Raw genomic sequence first — 14,332 nt, 5'->3', positions numbered from 1 at the left:
CATGCTGCGCAATCTTCTGGTCGCCTTCGGCCTCGTCGAAATCGTCAAGCCGGAACCAGTCATCGGACTGTGCGAGCGAATCGGCCTGCGAAATCCCGAGCGCTGCCAGCGACGACCGATCGCGCTCGCGGGCGCTCGCCTCGAGGGGCTGGCGTTCGTCTGGCTGCTCGCCCGTGATCGGAAGGGGATGTCACTCGTCGGCGAGGTCCTCGGGGTCGCAGGCCTCGTCCTCGTTTTAATCCCGCGGTCCGTTATCGCGCTCTGCCAGAACGTCGGCTACGCCAACAGGGACGACCTGGAGTTCAAGCCGTGGGCGGTGCCGGCAGCGCGCCTCCTGGGCGTCCTCTACCTGACCGTGACCCTCCTCTCCTGGAACCCCGTCGCGACGCTGTCAGCAACGAGGTGGACGAAGCCGACGAGGGTGCCACGGCTACGAAGCGCCGGATTCGGCTGCGTTCGCGGTGACGACGTCATCGAACGATGGAACGCGTCCCGCCGGTCCGAATCGCGCCACGAGCGGTGATCGGACCGACACGAATCGTCGATCGACGATCCACAATCGAGGCGACCGGCGAGCACTCCCCCTTCAGTACCGACGGACCTCGACGCCGCCGTCGGAGCCGACGTAGGTCGCGTCCGCCTGCCCGACGAACAATCCGTGTTCGACGACCCCAGGGAGCCTCGAGAGTCGCGTCGCCAGCGCATCGGGATCGTCGATCGCGCCGAATCCACAATCGAGAACGAGGTTTCCGTTGTCGGTTACGACCGGCCCGTCCTTTCGCTCGGCGTCCCGGAGCGTCGGTTCGCCGCCGAACGTGCGGACGCGCTCCGCCACCACGGCGTGGGCGTCCGGGAGGACTTCGACCGGAACCGGGCGCTCAAGTCGGTCGGTCAGCTTCGAAGGGTCGGCGACGACGACGAACCGGTCGGCCGCCGTATCGACGAGTTTCTCGCGGGCGTGGGCCGCACCGCCACCCTTGATCAGCGCACCGTGAGTCGCGGCGTCCGGATCGTCGAGCACCTGATCCGCGCCGTCGATCGCGAGGTCGACGACGTCGACCGCATCGAGGTCCGTCAGCGGTATCCCGACCTCGAGGGCCAATTGACGGGACTGAAACGAGGTGGGAATCCCGCGAATCTCGAGGCCGTCGTCGACGGCCCGGCCGATCGCCCGAATCGCGTGGGCGGTCGTCGAGCCGGTGCCGAGGCCGACGACGAACCCGTCCTCGATGGTCTCGATCGCTCGTTCGCCGGCGCGGCGCTTTGCAGCCTCCGGGCCGCCCTCCGTCTTCATGGTTTTGCAAGTGAGCGGCGACGGCAAAAACGTTGCATCTTTGTGGCGAACGTCGAGACCGGCGCGAGCGAATCGAGGTCACCGGTCTCGATCCGAGAGCGACGTGAACGAACCGCGTGCGACCTGTCCGAACCGTCACCGGACAGAACCGAACGGAACGGGCCACAGACCGCGCGGAACTTTTTTTGAACAGTCCGTGGACGAACCCGCATGGCGACTTCTGGAACGGCTGTTTCTCTCTCGAACGTGCGGAAAACGTACCGCGTCGGCAAACCCGTCCACGCGCTCGATGGCGTCAGTCTCGAGGTTCCACAGGGGTCGTACACCGCGATCATGGGGCCGAGCGGCTCCGGTAAGTCGACGCTCATGAATCTCGTGGGCTGTCTCGACACGCCGACCGAGGGGACGGTGGTCGTCGGCGGCCGCGACGTCGGCGCACTCGGCGACCGCGAGCGCACCACCCTCCGAGGGACGGAGGTCGGGTTCGTCTTCCAGACGTTCAACCTCATGCCGCGGCTGAACGCACTCGAGAACGTCGCGTTGCCGCAGCTGTTCCAGAACGTCGATCGGACGGCCCGACTGGACCGTGCGCGGGACCTCTTGGAGCGCGTGGGACTGACAGATCGGGCGGATCACCTGCCGAACGAACTGTCGGGCGGACAGCGCCAGCGTGTCGCGCTGGCGCGAGCGCTGGTCAACGACCCGGCGATCGTGCTGGCCGACGAACCGTCGGGAAACCTCGACACCGATACCGAATCCGAGATTCTCGATCTCTTCGACGAGTTTCACGACGCCGGGACGACGATGCTCGTCGTCACCCACGAGCGTCACGTGGCCGAGCGAGCCGATCGGATCGTCCATCTCCTCGACGGGAAGATCGAATGGATCGAGGAACTCGATGGAGGCGGTACGAACGGCGCGTCGCGGCCGGACTCGGCGGCGGGAGAGGCGGGGGCTGATACCGAATGAATCCGCTCGAGAGTCTTCGCCTCGCCTGGCGGTCCATTCGCGGTCACAAACTCAGGTCGTCGTTGACGACGCTCGGGATCGTGATCGGGATCGCTGCGGTCATCGCGTTCGTCAGTCTCGGTGCGAGTCTGCAGGCGGGAATCATCGGCGACATCAGCCCCGACGACCAGCGAAGCCTCTACGGGTGGGCGGCCGAACCCGACACGGAGGGCGGCCCGCTCGCAGGTGCCCAACCCGTCTTCACGCAGGCGGACCTCGAGAACGTCGAGGACTTAGACGACGTCGAGGCGGCCTACGGATACGCGACGATACAGACGCAGGCGCTTTCGGACGGCGACGAGACCGTCGCGCAGGGCAACGGACTGATCGCCTCGGGCCCGTCGTACATCGGCGAGGATGAACTGGCCGACGGGAGGCAGTTCCGAAGGGGCGAACGGGAAGCGGTGATCAATCCCGCCGCGGCGGGCCAGTTCGAGGAGAACGTCACCGTCGGCGACGAACTCACGGTGACGTTCCTGGGCGGTCGGCAAACAACCGTCGAAGTGGTCGGTATAACCGACACGAGCGAGGGGTTGAGCCCGTTCGAGGGGTTCGAGTCCTCGCCTCGAATCTACGTGCCGACCGATCCGTACTACGTGGAGCAGGCGGCGAGGCTGGGATTCGGCGGCGGACCGGGCGGTGACGCGGGGAACGGTGATGACACTGCGGGCGGCACTGGGAACCAAACCGGCGACGGAAACCAAACTGGCGCTGGAAACCAAACCGCCGCTGGAAACCAAACCGCCGCTGGAAACCAAACCGCCGCTGGAAACGAAACTGGTGCTGGAAACCAAACCACCGCTGGAAACGGCGGCAACGGTGGTACCGACGGCGGTACCGATAGTCCCGCTCGCTTCCTCGCCATCGTCGTCGAGGCACCGTCCGACGATCAGGCGGCCATCGACGCCGCCCGCGAGGCGGCCATCGACTACCTCGAGAGCGATCGGTCCGACGCGAGCGAGCTGATGGGCGACGACCTCGAGGTACAGCTCCGGACGAGCACGGAACTGCTCCAGCAGCTGCAGGACGTGCTCGATCTCCTGCGGAACTTCATCGTCGGAATCGCCGCGATTTCCCTGCTGGTCGGCTCGATCGGTATCGCGAACATCATGCTCGTCAGCGTCACCGAGCGGACCCGCGAGATCGGCATCATGAAAGCCGTCGGTGCGCAGAACCGCGACGTCCTCGGCCTGTTTCTGACCGAAGCGGTGATCCTCGGCGTGATTGGCGCGATCCTGGGGACCGGGCTGGGGCTCGTCGCCGGCTATCTCGGTGCGCAGTACATCGACCTCCCGCTGGTCTATCCCCTCGAGTACGTCGTGCTCGCGGTCGTCGTCGGGGTGCTCGTCGGCGTTCTCGCGGGACTGTATCCGGCCTGGCGGGCCGCGCGGACGGACCCGATCGACGCGCTCAGGTACGAGTGACATCCTCCTCGCCGTGTACGGCGAAATCCCTCCTCGAAAATAGAGTGGGTCGCTCGCCGGTTCGACCAGGACCGGTCGGTCACTCGAGGGCCAGTCACGTCACCTGGTCCGGTCTCGATCCGAATCCGAGTCTCGGCCAGGCTCTGACTCCGAGTCTCGGCCAGGCTCCGACTCCACGTCCTGACCCACATCCGAATCCACGTCCCCGATGTGCCCCGAATGTCGGTCCCGAATCGGCGCCGTATCGGCGGCGCGAACGGAACCGTCCGACGTCGATTCGAATCCGATGGTCTCCCGGGTACGCCGTCGCTTCTCGGGATAGTCGTCCGCGAGGTACGCGCCCAGATACCCCCCGAGAGCGGAGAGACCGACGGTATAGAGGAGGAAAAACAGGATCATGCTGAAGAGCAGGATCAGGAGGAAGAGGATGCCAGCGGCGGGGGCTCCGCCGACGAATCCGAGACCGAACCCGAGGAATCCAAGCACGACGAATCCACCTACCGCGATCGGGAGAAACGAAATCGCCCCGGCCAGAGCGCCCACTTTCGTGCCCTGGCGTTCGTCCGGTCCCTCGAGGAAGCCGGCGACGACACCACCCAGAACCGGCGCAAGCGGGATGAACGAGAGAACGACGCTAACGACGGCCCCGATGAACGCGTTGATGACGGTTCGGCTACGGACCATATGCACCGAACGACGGGCAACGAGAAAAATGTCGGTGGTCGGTTGTGTCAAAATTCATATTACTCTTCGTCCCCGTGCAGTCGGTTCGACGGGTGTCAATCACGGCGTTTAAGACCACCGGGTGCAACCACCGCGTAATGAAACGACGGACGTTCGTCACCGGGGTCGGCGCGAGCGGGGTCGCCGGCGTCGCCGGCTGCCTGACGCGGGACGTGGAGGACGACGCTGACGGAAACGAAACCGACGATCGAGAGCCGGCGGATCCGGATCTCGAGGGGGAACTGACGGTCGCGACGTACACGTCGATGGTCGACGGCGACAACCCGGCAGGGCCGTGGCTCAAGGACGCGTTCGAGGCGGAATACCCCGACGCGACGCTCACCTGGACCGTCCCGAGCCAGGGACTCAACCACTATATCAGTCGCGAGCGACAGAGCGCCGATTTCGATGCGGACGTCTACCTCGGGCTCAACGTCGACGACCTCGTTCGAATCGACGATACACTCGGCGGGGGCGGACTCTTTCGCGACCTCAACGTCGACCGGATCGACCGGTCGGGTCGGATTCGCGACGGGCTCGACATGGGCGATCCCCACGGCCGAGTGCTCGCGTACGACACGGGCTACATCAGCCTCGTATACGACGAAACCGTCGTCGACGCCCCGGAAACCCTCGAGGCCCTGACCGAGCCGGCCTACGAAGACGCGCTGCTCGCCCAGAACGCTCAATCGTCCGATCCGGGCCGGGCGTTCTTACTGTGGACCATCGACGCTTACGGCGAGGACGGGTACCTCGACTACTGGCGCTCACTCGAGGACAACGGGATTCGCGTTCTCGACGACTGGACCGAATCCTACTACGGGTCGTACATGAACGAGAACCGGCCGATGGTGGTCTCGTACTCGACCGACCAGGTGTACGCGAGCGCCGAGGGCTACGACATGAGTCGGCATCAGATCGCGTTCCCGGACGATCAGGGGTATGCGAACCCCGAGGGAATGGGCATCTTCGAGCGCGCGTCGGAACTCGACCTCGCCTACGCGTTCCTCGATTTCGCCCTCTCGAGCGAGGCCCAGGGCGTCATCGCCCAGCGCAACGTCCAGTTCCCGGCCGTCACGTCCGAGCACGTCGACCTCGACGAGGAGTTCGACCAGTACGCCCACGAACCGCCGGAAGCGGTAACCGTCGGCTACGAGACCCTCCGGGGGAAGCTCGACGGATGGGTCGAAGACTGGGCGCGCGAGTTCGCCGGCCAGTAGAGGACGTCGATGGGACGATCGAAAGCGGGCGAGTGGGGGCCTCGAGTTCGACGACGAGCCGCGGCCGCCCGCGGGTGGGTCGAACGCCACGCGCTTTCGCTGCTGGGGCTCGTAACGGCGACCGTCCTCGCGATCATGCTCTATCTCCCGGTCGGCCTCGTCTTCGCCGACGCCGTCCTCGACCGGGGGGCTCTCACGCTGTCCGCGTTCGTCGACGTCCTCACCGATCCGTTCTACGTCGGCGTCCTCGCGGACATCTTCGCCGAACCGCTTGCAGTTCGCTCGCACATCGAGGGGGTCGCGAGCTGGCTCGCGGCCGTGTCGGTCTCGATATCGCTCGAGGCGCCGATTCCCGGACTCGAAGTGCCGATTCCGTGGCCGCGAGTCGACGCCCCCGCCGTTCGGACGGGACTGTTCGGATTTACGGCGTATCAGGCGCTCTGTTCGACGGTCGCGAGCGTAGTGCTCGGACTGCCCGGCGCGTACGTTCTCGCGAACTACGAGTTTCGGGGCCGAAAGACGCTTCGCTCCCTGACGATCGTTCCGTTCGTGTTGCCGGGGATCATGGTCGCCGTCGGCTTTTACGCGATGTTCGGTCGATCGGGGACGCTCAACGGGCTGCTCGGACTCGTCGGAATCGGGCCGTACTCGTTCATCGAAGGGAACCCGCTCGCCGTCGTCATCGTCGCCCACGCGTTCTACAACGCGCCGCTGGTGGCGCGCATCACCGTCGCAGCCTGGGAATCGATCGACGCTCGAACGGTCGAGACCGCACGCAGCCTCGGTGCGAGCCCTCGCCGCGCGTTCCGCGACGTGGTCGTCCCACAGCTCCTGCCGGCGGTCCTGACCGGCGCCTTGTTGACCTTCATCTTCACGTTCATGACGTTCCCCATCGTCCTCGCGCTCGGCGGACTCCAACTCGCGACCGTCGAAGTCTGGATCTACGACCGCGTCCGCCGACTCGCGTACGGCGAGGCCGCCACGCTCGCCGTCCTCGAGACGCTCCTCTCGCTGGGGCTGACCTACGCGTACCTGCGGTACGAGTCCGCACAGGCGGGACTGGCCCGAACGGCCTCGTCGCCGACACGAACGCCGCTGTTCCCGAATCTGCGGACCGCGCTGTCGCCCCGCCGAGTGGCGATCGGCATCTACGGACTCGTCGCGCTGGTCGTCTTCGTCGGGCCGATCGCGAGTCTGCTCGTCGGGAGCGTGACGGACGGGGACGGACTCACGCTTCGACACTTCGCGTTCCTGCTCGAGCGCCAGTTCGAGGGGGCGTCCTATCAGACGCTGCCGGCCGTCGCCGTCCGGAACTCCCTCGTCTTCGGCGTCGCCACGCTGCTCATCGCCGTGCCGATGGGAGTCGTCATCTCGACGGTGACGGTCCGTGCGGGCCGCGGGGGAAAGCTCGTCGACACGCTGGCGATGGCCCCGCTCGCGGTCAGCGGCGTCGTCTTCGGGATCGGCTTGCTACAAGGGCTGGTCTTCGGCATTCCGCTCCCCGGCGGCTGGCGGTTCCAGGTGACAGGTGCGGTCGCCATCGCCGCTGCCCACGCCGTCGCAGCGTACCCCTTCGTCACGCGCAACGTCTCGCCGCTTCTCGCGTCTCTCGACCCCGCGTTGGTCGAATCCGCTCGAGCCCTGGGAGCGCCCCGCTATCGCGCGCTCGTCGACGTCGAACTCCCGCTGGTGGCGAGTGGCATCGTCGCCGGCGCAGCCTTCGCCTTCGCCATCTCGATCGGCGAGTTCTCTTCGACGGTGATTTTGGCGGGTGGAAACGACACGTACACGATGCCCGTCGCCGTCGAGCGCTATCTCGGCCGCCGCTCCGGTCCCGCGATCGCCATGGGAACGATCCTCCTGTTCGTGACCGCCGCGAGTTTCGTCGTCGTCGACCGGGTCGGCGGGAGGTTCGAGCGATGACGACGCTTCGACTCGAGGACGTTTCCCGAGCCTACGACGACACCGTCGCGCTCGAAGACGTCGACCTCACGGTCCACGGCGGGGAGTTTTTCACCCTCGTCGGCCCGTCCGGGTGCGGAAAGACGACCACGCTTCGAACGATCGCCGGATTCGAGGAGCCGACGACCGGACGCGTTCGGTTCGACGACCGGGAGATGACCGGCGTCGCACCCGAACGTCGGGACGTCGGCGTCGTCTTCCAGAGTTACGCGCTGTTTCCCCACATGAGCGTCGCCGAAAACGTCGGCTACGGGCTGCAATTTCGCGATCCGCCCGACGGGATGACGGTCGACGAACGCGTCGCGGAGTTGCTCGCACTGGTCGACCTCGAGGGGATGGGCGATCGTAATCCCGACCAGCTATCCGGCGGCCAGCAACAGCGCGTCGCGCTGGCCCGTGCGCTGGCGCCGGCTCCCGACCTGCTCTTGCTCGACGAGCCGATGAGCGCGCTCGACGCACAGCTCCGGGAATCGCTGCGCCGCCAGATTTCGCGAATCCAGTCCGAACTCGAGATCACGACCGTCTACGTCACCCACGACCAGGCCGAAGCGCTGGCGATCTCGGATCGGCTCGCGGTGCTCCGCGACGGCCGCGTCGAACAGGTCGGCCGCCCGCAGGAGATCTATCGGGAGCCGGCGACCCGATTCGTCGCGGAGTTCGTCGGCGACAACAACGTCTTCGAGGGAACTGTGCTCTCGAACGACCGGGACGGGGCTCGAGTCGAAATCGGCGGCCAGCCGCTCGCCGTTCCGACACTCCCCGACGGAAGTGAGCGAGCGACCGTCTGCGTGCGACCCGGCGCACTCTCGCGGACCGCCACCCACAACCGATTCCCCGTCGCGGTCGAAACGGCCGAGTTCCTCGGCGAGACCGTCCGCGTCCACGGTCGGTGGAACGGCAGGGAGATCACGTTGCTACTCGATGACGTGCCCGAGCGCGACGACCTGACCGTGGGATTCGCGCCCGAGGACGCACACGTCGTGACCTCGCTGCGAGCGGGCGGCCGGCAGTCGTAGGCGCCCGAATACGCAAGTGGTTCCTTTTCGCCGCCGTCGTGATAGCAGTCGGTATGCGCGTTACTCGTCGCCTCCGGATCGACGTCGGTCGAAGCGAAGTCGCGGTCGGGACGCCGATCACCGTCCGCGTTCGCGATGACGGACGACGGTCCGTTTCCGGTGCTCTCGTCACGACCGAGACCAAATCCGTGCGAACGGACGACCGCGGGCTGTGTCGGCTGCGCTTCGACGCGCCCCGGCTTCTGGAAGCTCGTCGCGGCGAAGTCAGCGACCGACCGCGTCGCGTACGAGCCGGCCGCCGCACTCGTCCGCGTGGTCTCGAACGAGGCCGCGCTCCGCCCGCTCGGCAGGGTCGGCTACCGATAGCGGCCGGCAGCTGTAAGAAGCGGCCAGCGGGACCCGACAGGCATAGCGTTATCACGCTCGCCTCGGTGTGGTACTTTATGGCAGACACGAAGGTCAGTCGGAACAAGCAGGCCCGCAACGCGGAACGACGCCAGTGCGAACGGGAACTCGCGGAGGCGCTCGAGCGACGCGACGAAACCGAACCGCCGCTCGAGGTCGAGGAGGAAGCGGTCGCCGTCGAACCGGCCGCTTTGCGAGCGGCCGACTCGGGAGCGGACGGCGAAGGGGCGACGGAATAGCAGTGTAAGCACGGGCCCCGACCCCACCCGCCCACGCGCTAGCATCGTCCCACCGGACGGGAGAGCCAACGCGGCGATCCGAGCAGCTACTGCGAGGAACGTCGTGAGCGAAATCGCTCGAGTCCGACGTCGAGCATGTCGGGACTGACCGCCTGAAATTCGTTGTCTTCGGGCAGATACGGACGGACCGAGTCCCAGCTGTCGCGAGCGTAGCGCTCGTCGAGCAAGACGCGCACACCGACATCGGCGGGGCTTCGGATGACGCGACCGATCGCCTGGCGAGCTTTCCGGACAGCGGGGATCGTGAGTGCGTACGTAAAGCCGTCGCCGAACTCGTCGTCGTAGGCCCGGCGAACCGCTTTCGTTCGGGGACTCGAGGTGTTGACGATCGGGACACCACAGACGACCGCCGCCGCGAGCCGATCGCCACTGTAGTCGACGCCCTCGGTCAGCGTCCCCCGGAGACTCGTGACGAGTACCTTCCCGTCGCCCGCGAAGAATTCGTCCTTGAGGGACTGAGTGGTCTGGTCGTCGCTCGCGGCGTCGAGCAGGATCGGTTTGTCGACTCGCCGCTCGAGGACGCCCGCGATCCACTCGGCTTCGGCGTAGCTCGGCATCCCGACGAGGACGTTGCCGGGGAGACGAGCGATCTTCTGGATAGCGTCGGCGTAGTGCGTTCTGGTCGGATTCCGTTGCCCGTGCTCACCCGGTCCGCGGACGTCACTCGGACTGCCGCGATTGTCGTAGGTGAACTTCGGCACGGCGACCGCGAAGCTCTCCCGGTTTTCGGCGGGGAAGTGGAGGCCGTATCGGCGCTCGACGACCGGCCGATCCTCCGCGCGTTCGAGGTACCGAAGCCCGGTTACCTCGGTGAAGGCGTCCATCGGCTCGAGCGTGGCGCTCATCAAAATGCCGCCGCCGAACGAGGCGAGGCGGGAGCCGATCGCATCGCTCGGAACGCAGTTGTGAAGGCCGAGCCTGGCGTTGTACGCCCGGCGCCAGGAGTCGGCCGGTTCGGTGTCGTCCCACGTTCGCTCGAGTTCGATTTCTCGGAAGTAGTCGGTGTGGCCCTGGCGGTACCACTCGCCGAGAACGCGGCCAACGGCCGGTGCGGCACGGGTGCGGTCTTCGTCTTCGGCCTCGTTCAGAATTCGCGCGACGACCGCACCGACTGCCTCGGCGCGGACCCAGTCCGCGTCACCGTAGTTCGCCGCGTTCGCCCACTCGGTGAGTTCGTCTTCGGCCGGCACAGCGGGGTCGCGGAGGGGAATTTCCTCGTCGGGGAGATCGGTCAAATTCGACTGCCACCCCCTGTGTTTCCGGTCGAGAAAATCGGTCACTCGGCGATCCAGTTCGGTCCGGAGGTCGCCGACGAACTCGAGGGTTCGATTGAGTTCCTCGTAGGAAACGTCGCTGTCCGCCAGTTCCGCGCGGACGAGATCGGCGTCGGCGGTCTTGGATCCGCCCGCTGCCCGTCGACCCTCGCGCTCGAATTTGACCGGCTGAATCACTCGCGAGAGTTCGGTTTCGGCATCGCGCAGCGTCGAGTCGGCGACCCCCTCGCTGACCAGGTCGCGAACGCGCGGCTCCAGCATGTGCGCCTCGTCGCAGACGACGAACGTCGATTCGTCCACCAGCGCGCCGGTAAAGGAGCCGACCGTCCTCGAATCGAAGGCGTGGTAATAGTTCCCGATGACGACCTCCACGTGGCCGAGGGCGGCACCCATCACCGAGTGAGGGCACGTTCCGTGTGCGACCGATCTGGCGACCAAATTTTCGGGGGTGATCATGCCGGCGTCGGTGAAATCGTACGGGATCGCTTCCGCGGCGTCGCCGTCGTTCGCCTCGTCCGGCAAATCCTCGAGATATTGCGCGTAGAACGGACAGTACTCGGTTTCGGCACCGACGGGTCCGCCGTCGCCGTGCTCGGGTAATGCGGGCGGATACGGGGTCGGTTCGCCCGCCGTCTCGAGGAATGCACCGCCAGTTCGGTCAGCGCTGTCAGCCAGTCCGATCTGCTGGCTCCGGGCCCGGCCGACGAGATTCCGTGCCGTCGTCTCGCCGCCCTCGCCGGTGAGATCGCGGGTCCGATCTCGCAGGGTTTCACAGCGGTCGTAGACGGTCCCGTCGTCGAATCCCGCCTTCCCCTCGCGGTTGTACGGACAGACGTCGGCCTTTCCGACGAGCGTGAGACCCGAAACCGGATCCCAGTCGGCGGGCAAATTCTCGTTGATCGTCTCGAGGTCGTCCTCGAACTGGCGTAACTGCTGTTTGACACTCGTGAGGACGAGGACACGCTCGTAGCCCGTGTCCGGATCGCGCACGAGGTCGATCCCCGCCGTGAGCGCGATCATCGTCTTTCCGGTGCCACAGGCGCCTTCGATGACGGTGTAGCCGTCATTCCGGGCGGTATCGATGGCCGTCTCGATGCCGTCCACCTGCGGATCGTAGGGGCTGTCGTGGCCGAACACCGTCCGCCAATTCGTCATTCTTGCCGTACTCATCGTCCGTCGGTCATAGGGTTGACGAACCGTATTGGTCGCGCGATAGTATTTAAATGACCGGGCCAGCGAAGAGGGTGCGAACGTATCCGCGTCGAACTCGAACCGCGCCGTGGGAGCAGCGATTCCACACTGGGGACGGGACACCGAACCACGGTTCGTCACTCCCGGTTCGGTCGCGCCTCGAGACCGTCTCCCGGCCCGACTCGACTACCGACATCACTCCTTCCCTCCAGAGCCGCCTCGCCTCACTCGTTTCCGCCTCACCCCTCGTTTGCACGCCGCTGGACGAACGCGTAGACTGGCGGGCGGACCGTCCCGAAAGACGACGCGAGCGGAACGAAGAGAGCAGTGAGGTCGCGAGTGGAACGAGGAGAGCGATGAGGTGTAGCGTAATGACGTATGGAGTAACCGAGGGGGTAATTGTAACGACAGGGAGGGAATGATGTCATCGCGACCAGACGCCCGTGAACCCTCGTCCAGCGAACCGGAATGGGAGAGAGTCGGTGTCGGTTGGCCACCCAAACCGTGCCGCGAGGAACGTAACGCACTCCAGGCTCGGTCACCTACGGCACCCATGAGCGACACCGGTTCCATCGACGTCGACCGCTGGCGCGACGAACTCGAGTCGAAACGTGCCGAGAAAGACGACTTTTTCGCGGAGCATCCGCAGTCGCCGATCCCGCCCGAAGAACGCGATTCGTTCGACGGACTCGATTACTTCGACCCGGACCCGACCTACCGGGTGACCGCGACCGCGACGGTCCACGAGAAACCGGACCCAGTTCTCATGGACACTACCACGGGCCGCGAAATTCGCTACCGCCGGACCGCGACCCTCGAGTTCGACCTCTCGCGTGCGGACGACGACCTGGAAGACGGCACGTTCGAACTTGGTGCGTACCGACAGGAGCGCCCGACCGAACAACCGCTGTTCGTGCCGTTTCGGGACAAGACCACCGGCCAACAGAGCTACCGGGGCGGCCGGTACATGGAACTCGAGACGGAAGACGAACTGACCGACGGCGACAAGATCGTCGTCGATTTCAACCTCGCGTACTCACCGTTCTGTGCGTACAGCGATACCTTCGACTGTCCGCTTCCGCCGGAAGAAAACTGGCTCGAGGTGGCGATTCCGGCGGGCGAACGATTCGAGAAGTGAACGGCCTCTGATCGTCGAATCCGTCTCGCACGCGCAGCGATTTCGGTCCGTCCGTGGACTCGAGTCCGTTGGTCCGTCCGGTCGTCCGATTTCATCGGGAGATGGGTCAGTTACGACGAGCACCCGTCACTTCGATGTCGATCTCGATCACGTTTGCTCGGCGTTTCGGTTCGACGGAGAATTATATCAGTATATTCGAATATCATCGTCTCTACGGGACCGTTTCAACTCGAACCAACCGGGGTGTTACCGATCGTACCGAGGGAAACGTGTGTCTCGAGTGGAAATTAGGGGGTTCGGGCGCCGAGTATCCACTGGTTGGCGCGACCGCGACGAGATCACTATACCGGTATAGAGATTTCGTGGAACGGCGGGATGCGAACTCACGGAGCGACGCCGACGGTGAGCAGCGTTCCGAACTCGCGGTATCGTTCGACCATCGCGTCACGGGTGTCCCATTCCTCGAGTGGAAACTCGGCTTCACCGGGAATCGTGATTTCGCGATCAGGAATGTTGTCCTGTTCTGCGACGGAGAACCCGGCCTCGCGGAACGCGTCTCGATATTCGGAGCGACTCCAGCGTGTCATCTCCACCGAGATGAACCCGTCCCACTCGTGGGAGTGGACGTTTTCTTCGTAATAGTTGACGGCGCAGTAGAACGTTCCGCCGGGTCGGAGAACACGGACGATTTCCCGGAGGGTCTCTCTCGGATCGGAGGCATAATAGAATGCTTCCATCGACCAGCAGTGGTCGATCGAGTCGTCGGTAAACGGGAGCGCGTCGAAGTCCCCGACGACGTAGCCGATCGACTCGCTGTCGGTATATCCGGCCGCGTTGCGAGCCATTTCCGGCGACCCGTCGAGGCCGTAGACTCGACCAGCATCGCTGGTATCCCGGAGTGCTCGCCCGGCGTATCCGCTCCCACAGCCCAGGTCGAGGACCGTGTCGCCGGGTTCGATCGGCATCCGCGCCAGGGCGTGCTTTGCGGTGTGCCAGTGGCGTTCCTCCATCCCTCTATCCCGGCCACTCGATGCCCAGTCGTCGAATTCTTCGCGTACGCTCATAGTCGGACGATGGGACAGCCAGAAATAAACGAGTTCGCATACGGAAACTATCCCTTCGGTCAATAGGAGACCGTTCAACCGATCGAGTTGGGGCACACGCGTTCAACTGATGTCGAATTCTCTCCGACAGTTTTTTAGGCTTGCCTAAATTATGACGGACGAAGGGTCGACGCCGACTGAAATCCGCGGGCATCCGGATTTCCTTTCGACACTCGGTGAAACTCGCTGTCCCACCCTCGAACAGTTTCAGGCCCTTCCTCCGAATTTCGGAGTCTCATGCGCACCGAGAGCCACATCCGCACTCTTAAGGGATT

12 protein-coding genes and 1 pseudogene are annotated in these 14,332 nt (G+C 65.3%); 9 read left to right on the top strand and 4 right to left on the bottom strand.

Going from position 1 to position 14,332, the window contains the following annotated elements; all coding sequences use genetic code 11:
* Position 1 precedes the first annotated feature (1 nt).
* A complete protein-coding gene (locus NJT13_RS11710; protein WP_340681168.1) occupies positions 2-523 on the top strand; it encodes a hypothetical protein in 522 nt (173 codons plus the stop codon).
* 63 nt (positions 524-586) lie between these two features.
* On the opposite strand, the gene rpiA is transcribed toward NJT13_RS11710, so the two are convergent.
* Positions 587-1,294: a ribose-5-phosphate isomerase RpiA gene (gene rpiA, locus NJT13_RS11705; RefSeq protein WP_254521821.1), complete on the bottom strand. Its 708-nt coding sequence runs from the start codon at positions 1,292-1,294 to the stop codon at positions 587-589.
* A 210-nt stretch (positions 1,295-1,504) separates the two neighbouring features.
* Here rpiA and NJT13_RS11700 point away from each other — a divergent pair, with 210 nt between their 5' ends.
* Together NJT13_RS11700 and NJT13_RS11695 are read left to right on the top strand one after the other, a co-directional pair.
* On the top strand, positions 1,505-2,263 hold the full coding sequence (locus NJT13_RS11700; RefSeq protein ID WP_254521820.1) for an ABC transporter ATP-binding protein: 759 nt from the start codon (positions 1,505-1,507) through the stop codon (positions 2,261-2,263).
* Positions 2,260-3,726, top strand: a complete 1,467-nt coding sequence (locus NJT13_RS11695) for an ABC transporter permease (protein WP_254521819.1) — start codon at positions 2,260-2,262, stop codon at positions 3,724-3,726. The genes NJT13_RS11700 and NJT13_RS11695 overlap by 4 nt, the downstream gene beginning before the upstream one ends.
* A gap of 99 nt (positions 3,727-3,825) precedes the next feature.
* Here NJT13_RS11695 and NJT13_RS11690 read toward each other — a convergent pair whose 3' ends face one another.
* Positions 3,826-4,410, bottom strand: coding sequence for a DUF5518 domain-containing protein (locus NJT13_RS11690; protein WP_254521818.1), 585 nt, complete (start codon positions 4,408-4,410; stop codon positions 3,826-3,828).
* 137 nt (positions 4,411-4,547) lie between these two features.
* Here NJT13_RS11690 and NJT13_RS11685 point away from each other — a divergent pair, with 137 nt between their 5' ends.
* The 5 genes and pseudogenes from NJT13_RS11685 to NJT13_RS11665 all read left to right on the top strand — a co-directional run bounded on the left by NJT13_RS11685 (position 4,548) and on the right by NJT13_RS11665 (position 9,291).
* Complete coding sequence (locus NJT13_RS11685) at positions 4,548-5,669, top strand: thiamine ABC transporter substrate-binding protein (protein WP_254521817.1); 1,122 nt, start codon at positions 4,548-4,550, stop codon at positions 5,667-5,669.
* A gap of 9 nt (positions 5,670-5,678) precedes the next feature.
* Positions 5,679-7,592: an ABC transporter permease gene (locus tag NJT13_RS11680; protein WP_254521816.1), complete on the top strand. Its 1,914-nt coding sequence runs from the start codon at positions 5,679-5,681 to the stop codon at positions 7,590-7,592.
* On the top strand, positions 7,589-8,647 hold the full coding sequence (locus tag NJT13_RS11675; protein WP_254521815.1) for an ABC transporter ATP-binding protein: 1,059 nt from the start codon (positions 7,589-7,591) through the stop codon (positions 8,645-8,647). The genes NJT13_RS11680 and NJT13_RS11675 overlap by 4 nt, the downstream gene beginning before the upstream one ends.
* 53 nt (positions 8,648-8,700) lie before the next feature.
* Positions 8,701-9,013, top strand: a pseudogene (locus NJT13_RS11670) (carboxypeptidase regulatory-like domain-containing protein).
* 77 nt (positions 9,014-9,090) lie between these two features.
* Positions 9,091-9,291 (top strand): hypothetical protein, encoded by a 201-nt coding sequence (locus tag NJT13_RS11665; protein WP_254521814.1) that lies wholly within the window; start codon positions 9,091-9,093, stop codon positions 9,289-9,291.
* 86 nt (positions 9,292-9,377) lie between these two features.
* Here the strand turns inward: NJT13_RS11665 and NJT13_RS11660 are convergent, their stop codons facing one another.
* Positions 9,378-11,780, bottom strand: coding sequence for an ATP-dependent DNA helicase (locus NJT13_RS11660; RefSeq protein WP_254525451.1), 2,403 nt, complete (start codon positions 11,778-11,780; stop codon positions 9,378-9,380).
* Positions 11,781-12,369: 589 nt separating this feature from the next.
* Between NJT13_RS11660 and NJT13_RS11655 the strand changes: the two genes are divergently transcribed.
* On the top strand, positions 12,370-12,954 hold the full coding sequence (locus NJT13_RS11655; protein WP_254521813.1) for a DUF1684 domain-containing protein: 585 nt from the start codon (positions 12,370-12,372) through the stop codon (positions 12,952-12,954).
* A gap of 383 nt (positions 12,955-13,337) precedes the next feature.
* Here the strand turns inward: NJT13_RS11655 and NJT13_RS11650 are convergent, their stop codons facing one another.
* Entirely contained in the window at positions 13,338-14,018 is a 681-nt protein-coding gene (locus NJT13_RS11650) for a class I SAM-dependent methyltransferase (protein WP_254521812.1), read from the bottom strand.
* Between the last annotated feature and the right edge of the window lie 314 nt (positions 14,019-14,332).

Source organism: Natrinema caseinilyticum, from assembly GCF_024227435.1.
Lineage (GTDB): Archaea > Halobacteriota > Halobacteria > Halobacteriales > Natrialbaceae > Natrinema > Natrinema caseinilyticum.
The sequence above is the reverse complement of the archived record's forward strand: the minus strand, read 5'-3'. Positions and strand labels throughout refer to the sequence as shown.